The sequence below is a fragment of the Gloeocapsa sp. PCC 7428 genome (assembly GCF_000317555.1).
In the GTDB taxonomy this organism is placed as follows: Bacteria; Cyanobacteriota; Cyanobacteriia; order Cyanobacteriales; family Chroococcidiopsidaceae; genus Chroogloeocystis.
The window spans coordinates 44,708-62,790 of record NC_019745.1 but is presented as its reverse complement, the minus strand read 5'-3'; the positions used below and the strand labels follow the sequence as shown (position 1 = coordinate 62,790).

At 42.8% G+C, this 18,083-nt stretch carries 18 protein-coding genes and 1 tRNA gene; 7 read left to right on the top strand and 12 right to left on the bottom strand.

Features of this window, described 5'->3' with window-relative positions; translation table 11 throughout:
* Window positions 1-121: 121 nt before the first annotated feature.
* A complete protein-coding gene (locus GLO7428_RS00300) occupies window positions 122-733 on the bottom strand; it encodes a Uma2 family endonuclease (protein WP_015186555.1) in 612 nt (203 codons plus the stop codon).
* A gap of 71 nt (window positions 734-804) precedes the next feature.
* The gene (locus GLO7428_RS00295; protein WP_015186554.1) at window positions 805-1,767 is read right to left on the bottom strand and encodes an AraC family transcriptional regulator; all 963 of its coding nucleotides are present in this window, start codon (window positions 1,765-1,767) and stop codon (window positions 805-807) included.
* 197 nt (window positions 1,768-1,964) lie between these two features.
* Here GLO7428_RS00295 and GLO7428_RS00290 point away from each other — a divergent pair, with 197 nt between their 5' ends.
* Window positions 1,965-2,753 carry a Uma2 family endonuclease gene (locus GLO7428_RS00290; protein ID WP_015186553.1) on the top strand — a complete coding sequence of 263 codons (789 nt, stop codon included), beginning with the start codon at window positions 1,965-1,967 and terminating at the stop codon, window positions 2,751-2,753.
* An 11-nt stretch (window positions 2,754-2,764) separates the two neighbouring features.
* The gene (locus GLO7428_RS00285; protein ID WP_015186552.1) at window positions 2,765-3,394 is read left to right on the top strand and encodes a type I restriction endonuclease subunit R; all 630 of its coding nucleotides are present in this window, start codon (window positions 2,765-2,767) and stop codon (window positions 3,392-3,394) included.
* A gap of 10 nt (window positions 3,395-3,404) precedes the next feature.
* Here the strand turns inward: GLO7428_RS00285 and GLO7428_RS00280 are convergent, their stop codons facing one another.
* The 4 genes from GLO7428_RS00280 to GLO7428_RS00265 all read right to left on the bottom strand — a co-directional run bounded on the left by GLO7428_RS00280 (window position 3,405) and on the right by GLO7428_RS00265 (window position 9,205).
* The gene (locus tag GLO7428_RS00280) at window positions 3,405-4,397 is read right to left on the bottom strand and encodes an ABC transporter substrate-binding protein (RefSeq protein WP_015186551.1); all 993 of its coding nucleotides are present in this window, start codon (window positions 4,395-4,397) and stop codon (window positions 3,405-3,407) included.
* A gap of 37 nt (window positions 4,398-4,434) precedes the next feature.
* Window positions 4,435-6,984 carry a TonB-dependent receptor domain-containing protein gene (locus tag GLO7428_RS00275; RefSeq protein ID WP_015186550.1) on the bottom strand — a complete coding sequence of 850 codons (2,550 nt, stop codon included), beginning with the start codon at window positions 6,982-6,984 and terminating at the stop codon, window positions 4,435-4,437.
* Between the two features lie 138 nt (window positions 6,985-7,122).
* A complete protein-coding gene (locus tag GLO7428_RS00270; RefSeq protein ID WP_015186549.1) occupies window positions 7,123-8,094 on the bottom strand; it encodes an AraC family transcriptional regulator in 972 nt (323 codons plus the stop codon).
* A gap of 145 nt (window positions 8,095-8,239) precedes the next feature.
* On the bottom strand, window positions 8,240-9,205 hold the full coding sequence (locus GLO7428_RS00265; protein ID WP_015186548.1) for a polyphosphate kinase 2 family protein: 966 nt from the start codon (window positions 9,203-9,205) through the stop codon (window positions 8,240-8,242).
* A 156-nt stretch (window positions 9,206-9,361) separates the two neighbouring features.
* Between GLO7428_RS00265 and GLO7428_RS00260 the strand changes: the two genes are divergently transcribed.
* Window positions 9,362-10,147 carry a class I SAM-dependent methyltransferase gene (locus GLO7428_RS00260; protein ID WP_015186547.1) on the top strand — a complete coding sequence of 262 codons (786 nt, stop codon included), beginning with the start codon at window positions 9,362-9,364 and terminating at the stop codon, window positions 10,145-10,147.
* Window positions 10,148-10,340: 193 nt separating this feature from the next.
* On the top strand, window positions 10,341-10,823 hold the full coding sequence (locus GLO7428_RS00255; RefSeq protein ID WP_041918760.1) for a TspO/MBR family protein: 483 nt from the start codon (window positions 10,341-10,343) through the stop codon (window positions 10,821-10,823).
* A 321-nt stretch (window positions 10,824-11,144) separates the two neighbouring features.
* Here the strand turns inward: GLO7428_RS00255 and GLO7428_RS00250 are convergent, their stop codons facing one another.
* Together GLO7428_RS00250 and GLO7428_RS00245 are read right to left on the bottom strand one after the other, a co-directional pair.
* The gene (locus tag GLO7428_RS00250; RefSeq protein WP_015186544.1) at window positions 11,145-11,687 is read right to left on the bottom strand and encodes a hypothetical protein; all 543 of its coding nucleotides are present in this window, start codon (window positions 11,685-11,687) and stop codon (window positions 11,145-11,147) included.
* Window positions 11,688-11,834: 147 nt separating this feature from the next.
* A complete protein-coding gene (locus tag GLO7428_RS00245) occupies window positions 11,835-13,067 on the bottom strand; it encodes an aminotransferase class I/II-fold pyridoxal phosphate-dependent enzyme (protein WP_015186543.1) in 1,233 nt (410 codons plus the stop codon).
* A 78-nt stretch (window positions 13,068-13,145) separates the two neighbouring features.
* On the opposite strand from GLO7428_RS00245, the gene GLO7428_RS00240 reads away from it, so the two are divergent.
* Together GLO7428_RS00240 and GLO7428_RS29350 are read left to right on the top strand one after the other, a co-directional pair.
* On the top strand, window positions 13,146-13,970 hold the full coding sequence (locus tag GLO7428_RS00240) for an acyl-CoA desaturase (protein WP_015186542.1): 825 nt from the start codon (window positions 13,146-13,148) through the stop codon (window positions 13,968-13,970).
* Window positions 13,971-14,226: 256 nt separating this feature from the next.
* Complete coding sequence (locus GLO7428_RS29350; protein ID WP_015186541.1) at window positions 14,227-14,358, top strand: hypothetical protein; 132 nt, start codon at window positions 14,227-14,229, stop codon at window positions 14,356-14,358.
* Window positions 14,359-14,368: 10 nt separating this feature from the next.
* Here GLO7428_RS29350 and GLO7428_RS00235 read toward each other — a convergent pair whose 3' ends face one another.
* A complete protein-coding gene (locus GLO7428_RS00235) occupies window positions 14,369-15,631 on the bottom strand; it encodes a glutamate-5-semialdehyde dehydrogenase (RefSeq protein ID WP_015186540.1) in 1,263 nt (420 codons plus the stop codon).
* A gap of 5 nt (window positions 15,632-15,636) precedes the next feature.
* The gene (locus GLO7428_RS00230; protein ID WP_015186539.1) at window positions 15,637-16,047 is read right to left on the bottom strand and encodes a hypothetical protein; all 411 of its coding nucleotides are present in this window, start codon (window positions 16,045-16,047) and stop codon (window positions 15,637-15,639) included.
* A gap of 658 nt (window positions 16,048-16,705) precedes the next feature.
* Here GLO7428_RS00230 and GLO7428_RS00225 point away from each other — a divergent pair.
* Window positions 16,706-17,149, top strand: coding sequence for a hypothetical protein (locus GLO7428_RS00225; RefSeq protein WP_015186538.1), 444 nt, complete (start codon window positions 16,706-16,708; stop codon window positions 17,147-17,149).
* A gap of 95 nt (window positions 17,150-17,244) precedes the next feature.
* Here GLO7428_RS00225 and GLO7428_RS00220 read toward each other — a convergent pair.
* Both GLO7428_RS00220 and ribH read right to left on the bottom strand, forming a co-directional pair.
* Window positions 17,245-17,316, bottom strand: a tRNA-Gly gene (locus tag GLO7428_RS00220).
* A gap of 95 nt (window positions 17,317-17,411) precedes the next feature.
* Entirely contained in the window at window positions 17,412-17,987 is a 576-nt protein-coding gene (gene ribH / locus GLO7428_RS00215; protein WP_015186537.1) for a 6,7-dimethyl-8-ribityllumazine synthase, read from the bottom strand.
* Window positions 17,988-18,083: the final 96 nt, after the last annotated feature.

Genomic DNA, 18,083 nt, shown 5'->3' with positions numbered 1-18,083 from the left:
AAAGCTAAAGCAAACTATAAAGTGATTTGGGCGATCGCGTCTGCTACGCAACGGAATTTTTTAGTCACAAGCCGGAACAACTTGACTATCTATTCTCCTCTACTTCTTTGCACTCAAGAAGCTACACTGGCAACTCAAAACCAGGTAAAACATCTTCACCAGAGAGTATTGCTGGCATTTGAACGACTTCTACAGCTTGGGAACGATAGATTTCTACTTGCTGATCTTGAGGATTAATCAGCCAGCCCAAACGCAAACCATTTTCAATGTATTCCTGCATTTTGGCTTGAATAGTTTGCAGTCGATCCGTCTCGGAACGCTCTCTTGAAAAGGTGCTACAACGGGGGGAACCCCCGCAACGCACTTTTCGTAGTTCAATCGCAAAATCAGGGACAAGCGGTGGAAATTTTTTGCGCTGTTCGGGTGTTAAAGCTTCCCAGCGCGCTAATTTTACCCATGCCGCATCAGGAGAACGCTTTGCACCGTTGGGCAGAATGAAAATTGTTGACGAACTAAAAACTTTGCCTAATTCTGTTTGACGGTTCCAATTATTTAAGTCTGTAATCAAGTCTGCTTCTCGATTGCCACTTTCTCCTCCAACTGGCGGCACAATAATTAATTCTCCTGCGGCACTCATTTCCAAGCTTAAATCGCAATTAGCAACACACAGTTGATAGAATTGCTCATCGCTTAAATGTGCAATTGGTTCCAGATTGAGGACAACACTATTCATTGAATCTGTCCTTACGACTTCTAATATGATTATCTGCGATCGCGCGATCGCCATGACCCAAGCAACGAATTTTAGTCACAAGCCGAAATATCACGCCGCAAAGAACTAGGATTGATTCCAAACTCGCGACGAAATGCAGCAGCAAAATAGCCAGGATGCGAATAGCCAACTGTACACGCCACTTCAGCAATACTCATTTTATTTTCTAATAGTAATTGCCGTGCTTGAACCATTCGGTGTTTTCGGAGATAACCAAAAGCTGTTGTACCAAAAACTTGCCGAAATCCGCGTTTAAATGTACAGTCATTCATCCCCACTAAGCGTGCTAAATCAATTAATGAAGGCGGACTTTCAGCATTATTTATCAATACATCTCTAGCATGATAAAGGCGATCAACATCAGAAGATTTCAGCTTAACGAGTTGGTTGCGATCGCGATGCTTTAGAATATAGGCTGACTGTAATGCAATCAATTCTAGTGCTTTAGCTTGCAAATAAATTTGCTCAATTTCTCCTTGATATGGACAATTGAGAATTTGCTGTAACACTAAGTGAACTTCTGGTGTGAGGACACCTAAATCGGTATAAAATTCTTCATCTGGATTTTCGAGTTGTTGTCGTAACTCTAGTGGTAGTAATTCCATCTGCATTGAACTGAGTTTTTCACTATCTTGCGGCGCAGTGAGATGCAGATCGATCTTGAGAATTCGTCCTGGAAACCACTCTCCTATCACTGTCCGAGAATTTGTTCGCTCAAATTGTAAAAAACTACCTGGATAGCTAAAACGACTCGTTTGATGCGGCTTACCAGCCAGGTTGAACCCAAACTCAAGTTCAACTGCTGAGTAGGTATAGATAATCTCTTCAAGTAAAGGTTCTTTGAGTTGATAGTTGCGTACAAGTAAATGCAACCCATGACCAAGATTAATTGATCGTTTATAAGCCGAACTAACCGATTGAGAACACTTCACGCTCAATTCGTAGCTGCTGGGGTAAGAAGTTTTTAAATCTCGATCTGAGAGAATAAGAGACATAATTTGATTGCATTCCTGAAGTGTTGTTGCACTTAATAAGATAGATTCTCATTAATTATCTTCTATAACAACGCAGTTTTGATTTTCAGGCATAGAGAACAGCAGCATCACTTGAACTAAGAATACAACTCTCTACTCTCCACTACTCACCTGAAAATTTAGGATAGGATAAAAAAACAGCGCCAGGAATCGCGGTTATGTCTCAGCCCCAGGTGGTTACTTCGACTCAGATCGCCACAGAAGCCATAATTTTTCCAGACGAAAACTTGTGGAGTAATGAACCACCCTTGGAAAGCGATCGCCATCGAGAACAAATTGACTTGCTAATTCGCCTCATTAAGTGGTGGTGGCGCGATTCCCTTCGGGATAGCTCCGCTTCACGCACCGATTTTTATGCCGCAGGTAACTTGACTGTTTATTATAGCCCTAATCAAAAAACGTCAGAATACTTTCGAGGTCCTGATTTTTTCGTTGTTTTAGGAACTGAGAAGAAAGATCGCAGAAGTTGGGTTGTTTGGCATGAAGGCGGGAAGTATCCTAATGTAATTATTGAGTTATTATCAGACTCGACAGCCGCAGTTGATCGCGGTTTTAAGAAAGAACTTTATCAAAACGTCTGGCGGGTTCCAGTCTACTTCTGGTTTAGCCCTGATACACTAGAGTTTGCCGGATTTTGCTTAGTCGGCGGACAGTATCAAGAGATTGTTCCTACACCCCAAGGCTGGCTTTGGAGTCAGCAATTAGAACTGTATGTCGGAATTCATCAGCGACAGTTACGCTTTTTTACGCCAGAGGGAATGTTGGTTCCTTTACCTGAAGAAGACGCACAGCGAAAAGCAAAGCAAGCACAGCAAAGAGCAGAACAAGCAGAACAATCGATTCGCAACGCAATTCCTCAAATGCTAGCAATGGGACTTAGTGTAGAACAAGTGGCTCAAGTGTTGAATTTATCGGTAGAGCAAGTACAGCAGCTTAATATAGGGTGAATCAAGTATATATGACACAAGCGATCGCTGCGAGAAAAGTTAAGCTTCATGATTTGAAGACAAAATTTGGGTTACAGCGCGTTGAGGACGACCAGTTTTTTCGCGAATGGCTAGATGAGTTACCAGAACTAACCGCTGTCGAACGACAAGCTTTAGACCGAGTGAAACGAAATTATCTCTACTTACTAGAGTACCCAGTGATGGAAAGCATCGTCAAAATGGCGGTACTATCTCCACTGCTAGATTTGGCAGGATTTTACGAACCTCCCTTCCGAGTTGATGGAGAAAATGAGGTGAAGGTTGCGGCGATAGATGAGGGAGAGGTGATTCAAGGCAGTATTGATGTACTAGTGATTCAAGGACAACTTTGGGTAAGTGTAATTGAAGCCAAGAATTCTGAGTTTTCTTTAACTAAGGCAATTCCTCAAACTTTAGCTTATATGCTGGCACGTCCAAATCAAGAAAAACCTGCCTTTGGAGTTGTTTTAAATGGCAGCGAGTTTTTATTTATTAAATTGGTACAAGCGAATGTTCCTCAATATGCTTTGTCAGATGTCTTTTCACTGCTAAATCGTGGCAATGATTTATATGAGGTTTTGCGAGTATTGAAGCGGTGGGGAAGAATAGTAGCAAACAATTGAACGCTAATTTTTAACTTCTCACTACATTTTCAAGTAACATTTGCATCTGCTCGATCATCAATTCAGCAGCGATTGGTCCGCGAATACGCCCCCATAATTGATAATCAACAAAGTAAACTCGATTATTTTGACTTGCTTTGAGCGATCGCAAAATCAAATTTTGTTGCCAAATCTTTTCTACTTGCGGTGTCTTATTGAATGTTGTCACAATAATAATATCAGCATCAAGTTGTGGCAGAACTTCTAGCGAGATTGTTGCATCCGTATTAGGATCAGCGCTTACCTGCTTGGGGATAACAAGCTCAAAACCGAGTTCTTCAAGCAAAGCCCCTGGAAAAGTCCGAGCATTTAATACTCCAATTGTGCCGAGTTCCGACATTCCTAAAAGCAGCAACTTTGAGTTTTGAGTAATATTGGCAAGCTTAGCTTTTGCTTGAGCAATGCGTTGATTGTGTTCAATAATTATTTGTTTAGCACGCTGTTCGCGCTCAAATACTTGCCCTAACTTGAGTAAAGTTTGCTGCCATTGATAGTTATCAAAATCTTTAAAGGGAAACAACGTAGGTGCAATTTTTTCTAAGTTGCGGTACGAAGATACGCCCAACTCTCCTAAAATTAAGTCGGGTTTCAGTCGCAAAATTGTTTCTAAAGAGGGCTGGTTGCGCGTTCCAATATAAATTGGATGACTGGTAATGCGATCGCCTAAATATTTAATTTGTGTCATTTGTTCGCCCAACTTAGGCGAGCCAACAATCGCCGCCTCAACTTCTGCAAAACCTACAGGCTGAATACCAAGCGACAGCATTAAGTCAAGCATATGAGGATCAACCGCGACGACTTTTTGAGGTAGTCCGCAAATTTCCGTATTGCCTAAATCGTGTTCAATGACTTTACACGACTCAACCGCGTCTTTACTAGAAACGACACTACGCGGCGCGTTGATACCACAACCCGCGATCGCAAAGCTGGTGAATATAATTATTAACGGCTTAATCAAACGCATTTTCTTTTAGGTAATGGTAATAAATACTCTTGACTTATTACCATTCAATTGAATAACCAAGTCGAATTGTTCTCCCTCTAGCAGGGATGTTATCTGTATCTGCAAAGCCAGCAAAATACTGCCATATGGCGGGAACGTATTGCTCATTGAGTAGATTTTCGACACTGAGCGAAAGTCTTCCACCTGCTAAGGGAATACTGCTGATTAAATCTAGCGTGATGTAGTTACCTAGCGCTACCGGATCGACTCCAGCCTCAAAAGCGCGATCGCGATCGCCAACATACAGCGCCTGTAACCGATTACGCCAACCAAAATCTGTTTCATGTTCAACGTAAGCCGTCAATTTCAACGGCTGAATAATACCACTGTTGAGCGCTATATACTTACCATCTTCGTTCTCAGCTTCGCCTTCCACCCAACTAAGTCCACTACCAAGTCCCCAGCCTGCGCCTGGTTGCCAATCAAGCGTAGCTTCTAAACCATAGATATTTTGTGGTTCGCGCGAAACTGTCGCCAGTCTCCCTGCTGATGGTGTAACGGTTACACCCAAGTCAGATTCACTGTAAAAACCTGCAAGTGATAGTTGTATATTAGACCAATTACCACGAATTCCCAGTTCGTAATTATTAATCTGTTGAGGTCGAGTTACGTCTAGATCCTGTTCTAGTGATGTGAACCCGTCAGGCGGATTACGCAATAATCGACCAAAATCAGGTGCAGAAAAACCTTGTGCAAAGTTGGCAAACAAACTAATCTGATTCGTAACGTTGTAAACAGCACCAAGATTAAAAACAACGTCGTCAAAATTAACATTTCCACCTTCAATCGCTTGACCAGGGTCTTCAGTAAAAGTAAGAACGGTATAGTCATCAACGTTTAAGCCAAAACGTTCGTAGCGTAAACCACCATTGAAAGACCAAGTTTCATTCAGATTCCACTGCAACTGCGCAAATAAACCAAGGCTGTTAAAGTTATAGTTCGGCACCCAAATAAATTCATCAACTTTGCGAAAAATTCTGCTACCGCTGCTATCAAACTCAGCTTCGTCAAAGCCCTCAATAACAATAGAAACATTTTCATCGGCGTAGTCAGCACCCCACAGTAAACTTAAAGTTTCGGATAAAGGAGTTTCGATTTGTAGCCTAGTTCCGAATTGTTCTTTCTCGTTTTCTTGCGCACTCACTCCAGGATTTGTATCGCCAAAAGGTCGAAAATCACTACCACTAGAGAGATAGCGGTTATTGCGGTAGTAGGCTTGCGCTTGAACGCGGCTACCAAATACATTATCGTGCGAGTAGTTCAAACTAAGAACTGTATTGAGATTTCTAGGTTCGCTACGCCCGATGTAATCTGGATCGGGTTGTCTTAAAGCGCGCGCTGTTTGAGTACCAGGAGGATCTAGTACGATTGGATCAGAAATATAATTACTATTGTCGCGATCGTCGTAGTGGTCAAAGGTTACTTGTAGGCGTTGCTCGTCGTTGAAATTAACTCCAAATTTACCAAGAACGTTCAAAGTCTCAGTTTCATCAACGCCAATTGACGGTAGGCGATCGCCTTCTGCACTGAAAAATCCCCGATTTTGATTGCGTGAGAGCGACAATAAATAGTTGGAATTTCCTTCGGTTCCAGAGATACCGTACTCTAAATAATTCCCAAAACTTTCACCTAGTAAGAAAGAATCGCCACCACCCGCAGCCGCAGTAACTCCTAGTTCTACTGTAGAAGTAAACTCCTCACTCGGTTGTCGGGTAATGATATTAATTACACCACCAGTACCACCATCACCATAAATTGCTGAGGAACCGCGCACAACTTCAACGCGCTCAACCGCTGCGGGATCGATTGTTCTCAAATCTCTTGCTTGAACCGTAGAAAGATTAGAACGTATCGGCACACCATCGATTAAAACTTGCGGTGCGCGTCCGCGAAAACTCTGTCCAAATAGATTCACTCCTTGCGTTGGCGGTCCAAACCCAGGAACAAGATTGCCTAAAATATCTTGCAAGTTTCTCGAAACGGTTGCTTGTTGCTGAATTTCTTCGCGTTCAATCACCGTAACTGATCGCGGCACATTTTCTACTTGTTCTTCAGTGCGTGTCGCTGTCACCACTATTTCAATTGCTTCGTCTTCGGTTGCTAGCGTTGCTGGAGTAACACTTAATACCAAGCGTTGTGCTGCCGTTGTTACCTCTGCTGTTGGTGGTGCATCCACGCCTGTAATTGCGACTCGAACATAATTACCCTCTAGATTTGTGACGCTGACCGATGCAATTCCTGCCGCTGGTGTGGCTTGAAACTCTTCACCTTCAGGCAATAACAGCACTGCATTAGGGATGTCTGCAATTAACGTATTCTCTTCAACAAAGGTTTCAGGGTTTAATGCTGCGGTAGTTTCTAGAACAACTTCAATTCCCTGTGTAGTAGGATTTAGCTGCACTCCCGTAACTTGAATGAGACGAAGATTCGGAATTTGAGCTTGAACTTGCTGCAATTCACTTGCAGTTGCTACCCAAACTGAATTTACTAATACCAACGGTAATCCTGCTAAACACGCAATCATCAAAAGTTTCGTTTGCTGCCACATAATCTCCTCGCACACCAAAGCCTGATTGGTAACAGGCTTAATTGATAACCCATTTCAAGAAGATTACAGGAAGTGATGAAAGTTTAAGCGATCGCACTCAATCCCAAACGGATTTTTTTGCGCCCTTGACGGATTTTTTTAACGACTAATACTGTATAACTTAGGGTTGACACCAAATCGCTTGCGAAATGCCGCCGCAAAACGACTTTGATTAGCATATCCTACCGCCTGTGCAACTTCCTTAACACTCATACGATTTTCTAGTAATAACTGACGCGATCGCTCCATGCGAACTTCGTGCAAATAGCCAAAAGCTGTTGTCCCAAATACTTGCCGAAAACCAAGTTTGAGTTTGTAGTCATTCAAGCCGACTTGTCGTGCTAATTCAAGTAGCGATGGTGGACGATCTAAATGACACAATAAAATATCTCTCGCGTGGTAAATTCGCTCAACGTCGTCAGGTTTAAGCGGTTGCGAATATCCTAATCTTTGTTCTTCGCCAATTTGTGCAAGTTTGAGCGCGACTAATTCTAAACACTTACTTTCAAGATAAATTTGCTTAGTCCATCCTTGATAAGGGCAGTGCAACGTTTGTTCTAACGCTAGGCGCATCGCTACCCCAATCTTATCAATGTTCCAGAAATATTCGCGGTTCGATCCCTCAATTGCTTTAATTAACTCTGGAGGAAATGACTGACTTTGAACGGGGATAAACCCAGATAAAGCATCAGCAGATGCAAAAGCAATATCTACCTTAAGAATTCTTTCGCCTGCGTATGTTGTGTAATCGCAAGCTTCCTCCTCAAAACAACCCCAAGACACAAAGTTTTCTCCAGTCTGCTTACCCGAACGATTTCCGGAAAGCTGAAAGCCAAATTCCCATTCTGTTCCACCTGATTCAGTCCTGACAGTAACATCTTCGCGTACAGCAAGGTTAAAGATACTAAGCTCAATACCACGTAGTTGAATTTTCCGAATATAACCTGTACCGAGGTAATCGGGACATACTTCAATGCGATCGCACTGATCCGCAGAATCGGGCTGCTGCGGCTTTGGATTACTTTCTTGCCACAGTGCTTGATAATCTGTGTTGGAAATCGTGATTGTCACAGTTTTTTGGATACTGCAAAGCAATTATGAGTATGAGCAGTAACAAACTAGCTAGTAAATGCAATTCATTCTCATTTATTTTTCAGCAGAAGTCAATAGATAACAATGAGCAATATACCTAGCTAGCCACAATTCACTGGCGATTTTATGTTGGAATCACAACACTTTCTAAGCCTTCAGCAGCGGCGGGATATTGCGGATTCATTGCTTCTAGCGTATCAGCGATCGCGCGTGCAATCACCAAATTACGATACCACTTTTTATTCGATGGCACGACATACCAAGGCGCATAAGCCGTCGAACAGTTATTAATTGCGTCTTCGTAAGCTTGTTGATACTTATCCCACAACTTGCGCTCGTTAACATCATTAATCGAAAACTTCCAGCGCTTATCCGGATCTTCCAAGCGGCTTTCTAATCTCCGCTGTTGTTCGTCTTTGGAAATATGTAAGAAGAACTTAACGACAACAATATTATCGAGAGTTAGCATTTGCTCAAACTCGTTAATGACGCGATAGCGCTGACGCCACACTTCTTCGGAAACTAAATCTTTTACGCGCACTATTAGCACATCTTCGTAGTGCGATCGGTTAAAAATTGTAATCATCCCGCGACGTGGTGCGCGGCGATGATAGCGCCACAAAAAATCATGACTTAATTCTTCGTCGGTAGGCTTTTTAAATGACCAAACTTGACAACCTTGCGGATTAATTCCTCGAAAAACGTGCTTGATTGTACCATCCTTTCCACCAGTATCCATTGCTTGTAACACAATCAACACACTACGTTCGTTTTCGGCGTACAAGCGTTCTTGTAAAACTGCTAGTCGCTTTCTTTGGATTTCTAGTTCCTTTTCAACATCTTTCTTTTTTTTGTAATGTTCGCAAGCATCGGGGTTGATATCAGCAAGTCTAATCGGTTCATCTGGGCTGACTCGATATCGAGGATAATCCGGTTGTGGTGGTGGTTCATTAACAACAAGTGTTTCCGGTGAAACGACATCAGCAACGCTACTTGCTTTTTGTTCCGCAGCTTGAGTTGTTTCTTGCTCCTCAGCTTCAGTCACATCTGCCGGAGTAAAATTATCTGTGCGATCGCTATCTTGATTCATAAGCTTTCGTAGCCTGATTGTAATCTAAACTACTTTTCTTGATATTAGTTCAGATCTAGACACCGCCGTTTCTACCACAAGATAGACGATATCGTTAACACAAGACGCGCAACTGTATCAAGCCACGCTTAACTCATTGCTGGTATTTCTTAAATTATGCTTTGGAACCAACTAAAACTTAAAATATTGCAACTTGTAGTCCTATGTTGCGCAGTTTTGATCAGTTGCACGCCCATTGCAGCAACTTCATCAGTCAATAGCAACTCAACTTATCAGTATCGTACCATACATAGCCCTGATGGTATTGGCAAATTTTATCAAGGGCGTGAAATTGCTAAAGTCATGGGACATACCGAAGCACTATGGCTAGAACGTCCAAGTAGAGAAAGAGAAGAACAACCGCAGAAGGTATTAGATGCACTGGTTCTGCAACCCACAGATGTTGTCGCTGATATCGGTGCAGGTACAGGTTACTTTAGCTTTCGGATGGCACAAAGGCTACCTAATGGAAAAGTGTTAGCAGTCGATATTCAACCTGAAATGTTGGATATTATTGAGTTTCTGAAAAAAGAAACAGAAATTACTAATATTGAAACAATCTTAGGCACTCTTACTAATCCTAACCTAGCAGAAAACAGCATTGATTTAGCTCTAATGGTAGATGCATACCATGAATTTTCTCATCCATATGAAGTTATGCAAGGTATTACAAAAGCGCTCAAACCTGGGGGAAGAGTTGTCTTAGTCGAATACCGCAAAGAAAATCCTTTTATCCCAATTAAGGGATTACACAAAATGACCCAAAATCAAGTAAAAAAAGAAATGACCATGGTAGGACTGCAATGGCAAAATACCGATGAATCTCTACCAAATCAACACATTATAACTTTTGCTAAAACCGTATCTCAAGAGCTTATTAACAAAAATAAATCGAGTAATTAAGTAATAAGTGAGAGGATAAAAATAAACATAACTTAAGGGCTGGTAATTGGTAACTGGTCATTGGAAATAGTCTCTATTACCCATTACCAATTACCTATTACCTGACAAACTTTACGTGTGATAGTTAATTATGCCCACCTACTTAGATAATATTAAACTACACCAATTACCTGTTACCAGTTACCAAATTATTATGAAAGCTAGATGGATAATACTTGCCGTTTCAGTAGCCATTTTTTTTGGAGGAAATCTACTAACTTCCCTGCGCGATCCGTGGTTTCAAAACTTAACTCGGCCTGGATGGTTAACGTTTGAATCATTAATTCCCCTAATTTGGGCAGTTGTTTGGATTTGTGGCACAATCTCAGCAATTTTAGTTTGGGAAAAATCTCGTCGTCAAAGACGCGATCGCCCGTGGTTCTTCATGGGCTTGTATATTGCGATCGCGCTTTTGACAACACTCTACAGCCCTGTTGTTGTCGAACTACGCAGCCTCGTTGGCGGGCTGATTTTCGGCGGATTAGCAACAATATTAGCTTACGTTGTCGCCATTTCTGTCCGTAAGATATCAACAACAGCATCTTGGTTACTTCTACCATATATGCTTTGGGGACCAATCGGCACGTATCTTACTTGGGTACTCATTCAGCTTAATCCTGGTGTAGGAGGAGTCTAGTTGCTATTTAATTTGTTAGCATTTATGAAAGATAAGTTACTGAATGTAACAATAGATATAGAATTTTAACACGTAGGAACTTCTATGAAAGACAAAAACTATTCCTTCAAAGGCAGTCCTAACGCTGGATTAGTCCTGTCAATCTTGGCAATCGTTGGTGCGATCGCTGTATTCTTAGTTGGATTTAGTGGCTAGTGGAATTTGCTAGAGGTCAGAAAATTTCCAATGAATCTACTTTTGTATGCGTAGAACCTCTAGAAATTGATTCCTTAATGCAGCTAAAAATCGCAAATTATGGGGTGAAAATATTGAAGTTGCGACTTAACTAGCGCGGGATAAGACTTGTTGTAGTGCTTGGCACATAACTTGTCTTTGTTCAGTATCGTAACCCCAGCGATTGAGAAAGTCTTGATAGCGCCCTTCTTTAGTTGTGGCAGTATCGAATAAATCCTGAGCGTGTTGATAGACAGCGGTAAGATTGACTAATTGAATTAACTTTTGCGTACGCTGTTGAACTCGTAACGAACCTTGTGCCATTTCCTCAGCGTGATGGCGACGGTGATAGACAGCTTGGGCTGCTGACATTGCGACATTCTTCACTAACAATTCTGCGACAGTTTCAGGATGCGATCGCAAAGCTTCAACAACTGAATTTGTGAGGCGATCGTCTTCTGGTAAATCAGACGTCAAATAAGTAACAAAAAAGCCTCTAGCACCATTTTGCGTTCTCACCAAATCAGAGACAACCGCTTTGACTTCCGATTCTTGCAATTGCCCAGAACCAACTTGATCCAGCAACAATTGAGTCAAATCAATCGCTTCTTTAAAAGATATTTCCGCTGGCACTTTTATAGCTTCATTCACAATACAAAACCCAATCAAGTACTTTTGTAATTCTAGTAATTATTAATTCAGTACAATCTTTGCGACCTAGCCTTTGGCAACCCCTGCGGGGAATATGCCAATGTGGTTCGTTAATCTCAACAACCGTGTCATCACCACCTTAACCCGCTACTCAACTTTCTGCACCGCCTCAATCGCCGCCTCAAGCGCGATCGCCACATGAGTCCAATGCGTCCCCCCTTGACAAAAAACAACAAATGGTTCTCGTAACGGACCATCCGCCGAAAATTCCGACGTACTGCCATCAATAAACGTCCCACCCGCCATCACCAACTGACTTTCATAACCATGCATCGCTGCGGGAACCGGATCGAGATAAGAACCAACAGGGGAATTTTGCTGAATTGCCCGACAAAACGCGATCAACTTTTGCGGCGAACCTAACTTAATCGCTTGAATCACATCACGGCGGGGTGCAAACGGTGCAGGATTCACAGGATACCCCAACTGATCGAAAACATACGCCGTCAGATGATTACCTTTCATTGCTTCCCCTACCATTTGCGGCGCGAGGAACAACCCTTGATACAACAGACGATTTTGATCGAACGTCGCCCCCCCCGCACTACCAATTCCTGGCGCAGTTAAGCGACAAGCCGCCGCTTCTACCCATTCGGCTTTTCCCGCAACATAACCGCCAGCAGTGACAATTGTCCCCCCAGGATTTTTAATCAACGAACCCGCGATTAAATCCGCACCAACCGCCGTTGGTTCGCGATCTTCAATAAATTCACCGTAGCAGTTATCGACAAAGCAAACCGTGTCGGGGTTTTGCTGTTTCACAATGCGGACAATTTTTTCAATTTCGGCAATTCCTAAACTCGAACGCCAAGAATAACCACACGATCGCTGAATTAACACCAAACGGGTATCATTTTTAATGGCGCTTGCTAACGCACCCCAATCGACAGTTCCCTCGTCGGTTAGAGATAATTCGCGGTAGCGAATGCCAAACTCAATAAGGGAACCTTGACCAGGAGAACGTAATCCAATGACTTCTTCTAACGTGTCATAAGGGGAACCCACAACGGCTAACATTTCGTCACCAGGACGGAGGACACCATATAGCGCACAAGCGATCGCATGAGTTCCTGAAACAAATTGCACCCGCACTGCTGCGGCTTCGGCTTGCACGACTTCTGCAAAAACGCGATCTAAAATATCACGCCCCAAGTCGTCGTGACCATAACCACTTACCGAAGCAAAATGGTGCGTCCCAACACGCTGATTGCGAAATGCACTCAGCACGCGTTGTAAATTTTGCTTGACTGAAGCGTCAATTCCAGAAAAAATCGGAGATAGTGCCTGTTCGGCTGCTTGTAGCTGTTCAGCGCTATTCATTTATTAACACCTCATACTTCATTTTCTTGGCGGTGTTTATTATTACCGAGATTGAGCAGATCTATACGAGATAATTGCATGACCATTGCCACCTCTACTAAACCTCCTCTAAATTGGGCGTTTATTCTCTTTATCGCCTTTGTTCACATCGGTGCTGCGTTTGCCCTACTGCCTAGCAATTTTAGTTGGAGTGCTGTAGGTTTAGCTTTGTTACTCCACTGGATCACCGGCGGGTTAGGAATTACATTAGGATTCCATCGCTTAGTTACCCACCGCAGTTTTCAAACTCCCAAGTGGTTAGAGTATTTCTTTGTCTTCTGCGGTACTCTAGCCTGCCAAGGAGGGGTGCTTGACTGGGTAGGATTACATCGTTTACATCACTTGTACTCGGATCAAACACCAGATCCCCATGATTCCAATCAAGGCTTCTGGTGGAGTCACATAGGTTGGATGTTATTCCACACACCGATTCAATCTGAAGTTCCCCGTTATATCAAAGACATCGCGGACGACCCAGTCTACAAATTCTTCGACAAGTATTTTATTCCTATCCAATTTGCCTTAGGACTTTTACTTTACTTTATCGGCGGTTGGTCTTTCGTCGTTTGGGGAATTTTTGTCCGCCTTGTTCTAGTTTGGCACTGCACCTGGTTTGTGAATAGCGCCAGCCATATTTTTGGGTACAGTACCTACAAATCAAACGATAATTCAAAAAATTGCTGGTGGGTCGCTTTAGTCACCTACGGCGAAGGTTGGCACAACAACCATCATGCGTTTCAGTACTCTGCGCGTCACGGTTTGCAATGGTGGGAAATTGATCTTACATGGATGACGATTCTATTCCTGCAAACCTTGGGGCTGGCAACTAAAGTCAAGCTAGCACCAAAAGAATCCTTGAACTAGAGATTCAGAGGTCAGAGGTCGGAGGTCAGATGTAAGCAAGATGAACTAGCTAGGAAGATTCTTTGGCAACGGTACAAAGCTAAAGTACACCAGCTATCAAATTTAAATTTTCTCATAAATTGTGTTAACTGGTTTTCTCTGACTTCTGACTCCCGATCTCCCGTTGATCCCCGTCTTGTTAATTTTCATTTCTCATTGAAGATCGCCGATCCCTTAACGATAAATTAAGAACTACAGGGATTTGGAGACTTTTTCTATGGCAACTCGCAATCGAGTATGGCAACAGATGACAGAACATTCAGCAAGTTGGGGTTCTCTATTACTACTCATCTGTGGATTAGGAGTCACAATATTTATGATGGTGATGTACTCGCAACAACTTCCCTAAAAAATCTAATTTAAAATTTTCCGTTTCCTTGAACAATGTGTTTGACGGTTGTTAGCGTTTCTAAGCTAATAAAACCTCGCCGTTGTCCTTTTTGATTGGACATACCCAAAAATACAGCATCGCCTTGCGCTGGATTCCGCGAAAAGCGTGGAGAAGCATTGATATAGGTTGAGGCGCTATTCACTCCTAAGGCAAAGTGGCGGCTTTCCTGGTAAGATTCGGTGACGATACAGTCAGCGTGACCGCTGCTATGCCGATTAATCCATGCGATCGCTTCCTCTAAGTGATCGACAACCTTAAACGCCACGGTTCGATCCAAGTAAGGATTTGCCCAGTCCGATTCCGCAGCTAGCTGTAACTCTGGAAATGCTGCGACTAATTCCGCATCACCTTTAATGTTGAAACCCTTTTCTTGCAAGTTATTCCAAAGACTCACTAAATACGAAGGCTTACTTGCACGATGAATGAGGACTTTCTCGATCGCATTAACAGGATCGGGTTCGCTTTGATGGCTATCTAAAATAATTGTCCGCGCCATATCTAGAGTTCCTGACGCTGACCAGTAAAGATAACAGTTACCCATTGCTGAACGCAATACTGGGGCGGTTGCGACTTTAGCAACTTGTTGTACTAGACTAGGGCGACCATAGGGAATCACGAGATTCAAATACTGGTCTTGCGTCACTAAATCGCGGACGATCCCACCGCGATCTACCGGTAATAAATCTAAACATCCATGCGGTAAACCTGTTTCTTCTAGTGCTAGCTGTAAAGCATTCACAATTGCTGCATTAGAATTACTTGCTTCGCTACCGCCTTTTAAAATTAAGCTATTACCTGTTTTGATACACAATCCCGCTGCGATCGCTGCTAACTCAGGAAATGCCTCATAAATTAACGCAATAACCCCCAGCGGCATAAGTTGGCAATACGTTTGTGAATCTGGTAATTGATAATCAGCATTGCGCACGCGCCGAATCGGATCGGATAATTCCGCAAGACGTTCTAAAATTTCTACTGCGGCTTGCAAACGCTTCGGTGTTAGTTTTAGCCACTCCAAAATTAAATCGGGGACTGCCATTTCGCGGCTAGCTTCTAAATCCAGCGTATTTGCTTCCAAAATGTCATCAAATGAATGCTGTAGCGCTTTTGCCATTGCTAGTACAGCGCTACTTCGTTCGGTTCCCTTGGTAGTACCCAAGGTTAAGGAAGCTTGATAAGCGCGGTTTGCAACGGCGATCGCATCAGGGGCTATATCAAAAGCATCAATCATCTAATTTAACGTCTATAAGTAAGCCATACCATTAACGCTGGTAATACAGCTAATAGTACTGCGACCATTGCCCATACAAGAATATTTGTGTTTGTATTATCCGACCTCAGCGCCAAGGGCAGCCAGACAACAAGTAGTACTAAAATAATGCCCAAAGCTATTGGTAAATACGTCTGCCCAAATCGTGGTTGGGCAACAACCCAACGACCGCCCACCCAGCGCCACGCACGTTTATACGGGTAGGTCGTCGAAAGTTGTTCTAATAAGTAACCTTTATCTTCCACAACAAACAGTTGCTGACAGCGATCGCACCCAAATGCCTCTGTCAGCGTAATCGGGACTAAACGCCCGCGCCTGCGACACGGACACGGATAGTCTGAACTGAGATCAATTTTTTTTCCCTTTTGAGATTGCACAACGACTAGTAGAAGCAAAAAGTAGCTATTCCACGAGTGTATCTAAATCCGATCCAAGATGACCAACTATCCTTGTCAGCTTTTTGATTTCTTTTGTTATTTTTTACTTTACTTCCCCATGGTCATACTTCACGGCGAACTCTACGATCTATCCTATGAGTTTTTGCCTGCGCCTTACAATAAATACATTGTGTAAATTTTTAAAAGCAAGTAACGCGATTCAAGCGCGCAACATTCACCTAGACAAGGTGGCGTACCTGCAAAACTTGCGTAAGTCTATGCTTGTAGCAGTTTACATTAGTTAAATTTTCTGGCGATCGCTGCATTGTAGAATATTGGTCAACGAGCAAAAAGCTTACTTCTATGCACAAACGCATTTGATTGATGCCTTTCAACATTTCATCAATCATTTCCGCGTTTTCCGCGTGCCAGTATTACTTTCAGATCTTGAGAAGCGGGTGCTACCCAGTCACAGCTTCTGTATCTGGCTGTAAGGCTTTGAAGACCAACGTCAGAATTCAAAAAACAAAATTGTCTTAAGAGAGCAAGATAGAATGCATTGCTCTCCTATAATCATCTAAAGGTAAGAGATTTTTACGAGTTTTTGTGTAAAGATTTCTACTTCAACAGCTTCGCAGCTAACAGAGTATGTAATTAGATGATTTTAGTTATAATCCCTGCTCCTTGCCAATTGAAGGTGGGAGGGCGGATCAAAAAATTACTTGGTTGTATTAGTACAGAGCCTATAAAGGTAGAAGATGGCGTTGTAAAGCTGCGTGGTTATTGCCTGTGTCATCACGATTTGTACCACATTGAAGTTTCCTATCTAGAAAGAATTCAGATGGGGAAATCTAAGGTGAGCGGAATTCATGGAATTAACTCACCCGTGTTCCACAACTCAACTATAGTGCCAGAGTATGACGGGCTACTCGATGAAGCCCGTGTCGCGTTTCATGAATGGCTGACTCGAACCTCAGCCTTCAACACATGCAAAGCTATTTGCTGGATACTTTGGCTAATGACGCGGGGGATAAATCCTTTGGCAGTCTTAATTCGTCATGTCAGAGTTCTGCAAAAGAGTTATGTCGTTAAAAAAGAGTGAAATCATACTCATAGAAAAACTACGTTACAGCTTGATGCGATCGCTAAACCTCTCAATACAAATATCTAGGGTAGTATGATTTTGTCTTCTACTTAAGCGGGTAACGCGATTCGAACGCGCGACATTCACCTTGGCAAGGTGACGCTCTACCACTGAGCTATACCCGCAAAACTTGTGCAATTCTTATCTTCGCAAGTTAACCGCAATTTGTCAACCCCCATTGTGAGCGATCAGCTAATTGCTAATCGCTAAGCAAATACTTCTAACCCATTGCTTCGGGAGCAACAGAGACATCTGGCGCTTGCGCACTTCTGAGGGCTACAGGTAGTTGCGAATCTCGATATGATTCGACTTCGAGTCGCGAGTGCAGTTGACGCATCAAGTTACCCATTTCTAGGGCATTCATTGCGTAATCCCAGCCTTTATTACTTTTGATGCCTGCTCTTTCCAACGCTTGCTGCATCGTATCCGCCGTCAAAATGCCAAAAACAACAGGAACTCCGGTTTGAAAGCCAGCGGCGGCGATTCCTTTAGCCACTTCACCAGCAACGTAATCAAAATGTGGAGTTTGCCCGCGAATCACCGCCCCCAAACAAATGATTGCATCATAGCGCCGCGATTGTGCGAGTTGGTGCGCGACGACTGGAACTTCAAAACTTCCAGGAACCCAAACATAATCTACTTGATTGCCATGCGGATTGACGTCAACACCATGACGTTTTAAGCAATCCTGGCATCCCTCCAGTAACTTAGTCGTAATTAAATCGTTGAATCGCCCAATGACTATTGCCAAGCGTAATGGCTCAGTTTGCGCAAAAGTACCCTCAAAAACTGCCATAACTATAATTAAAATCTCATACGTTTATGTCTTCATGAAATCTGCTGCTTTGTCTTCGTGCAACGCTACTTTGACAACATAGGGGCAATATAGTCA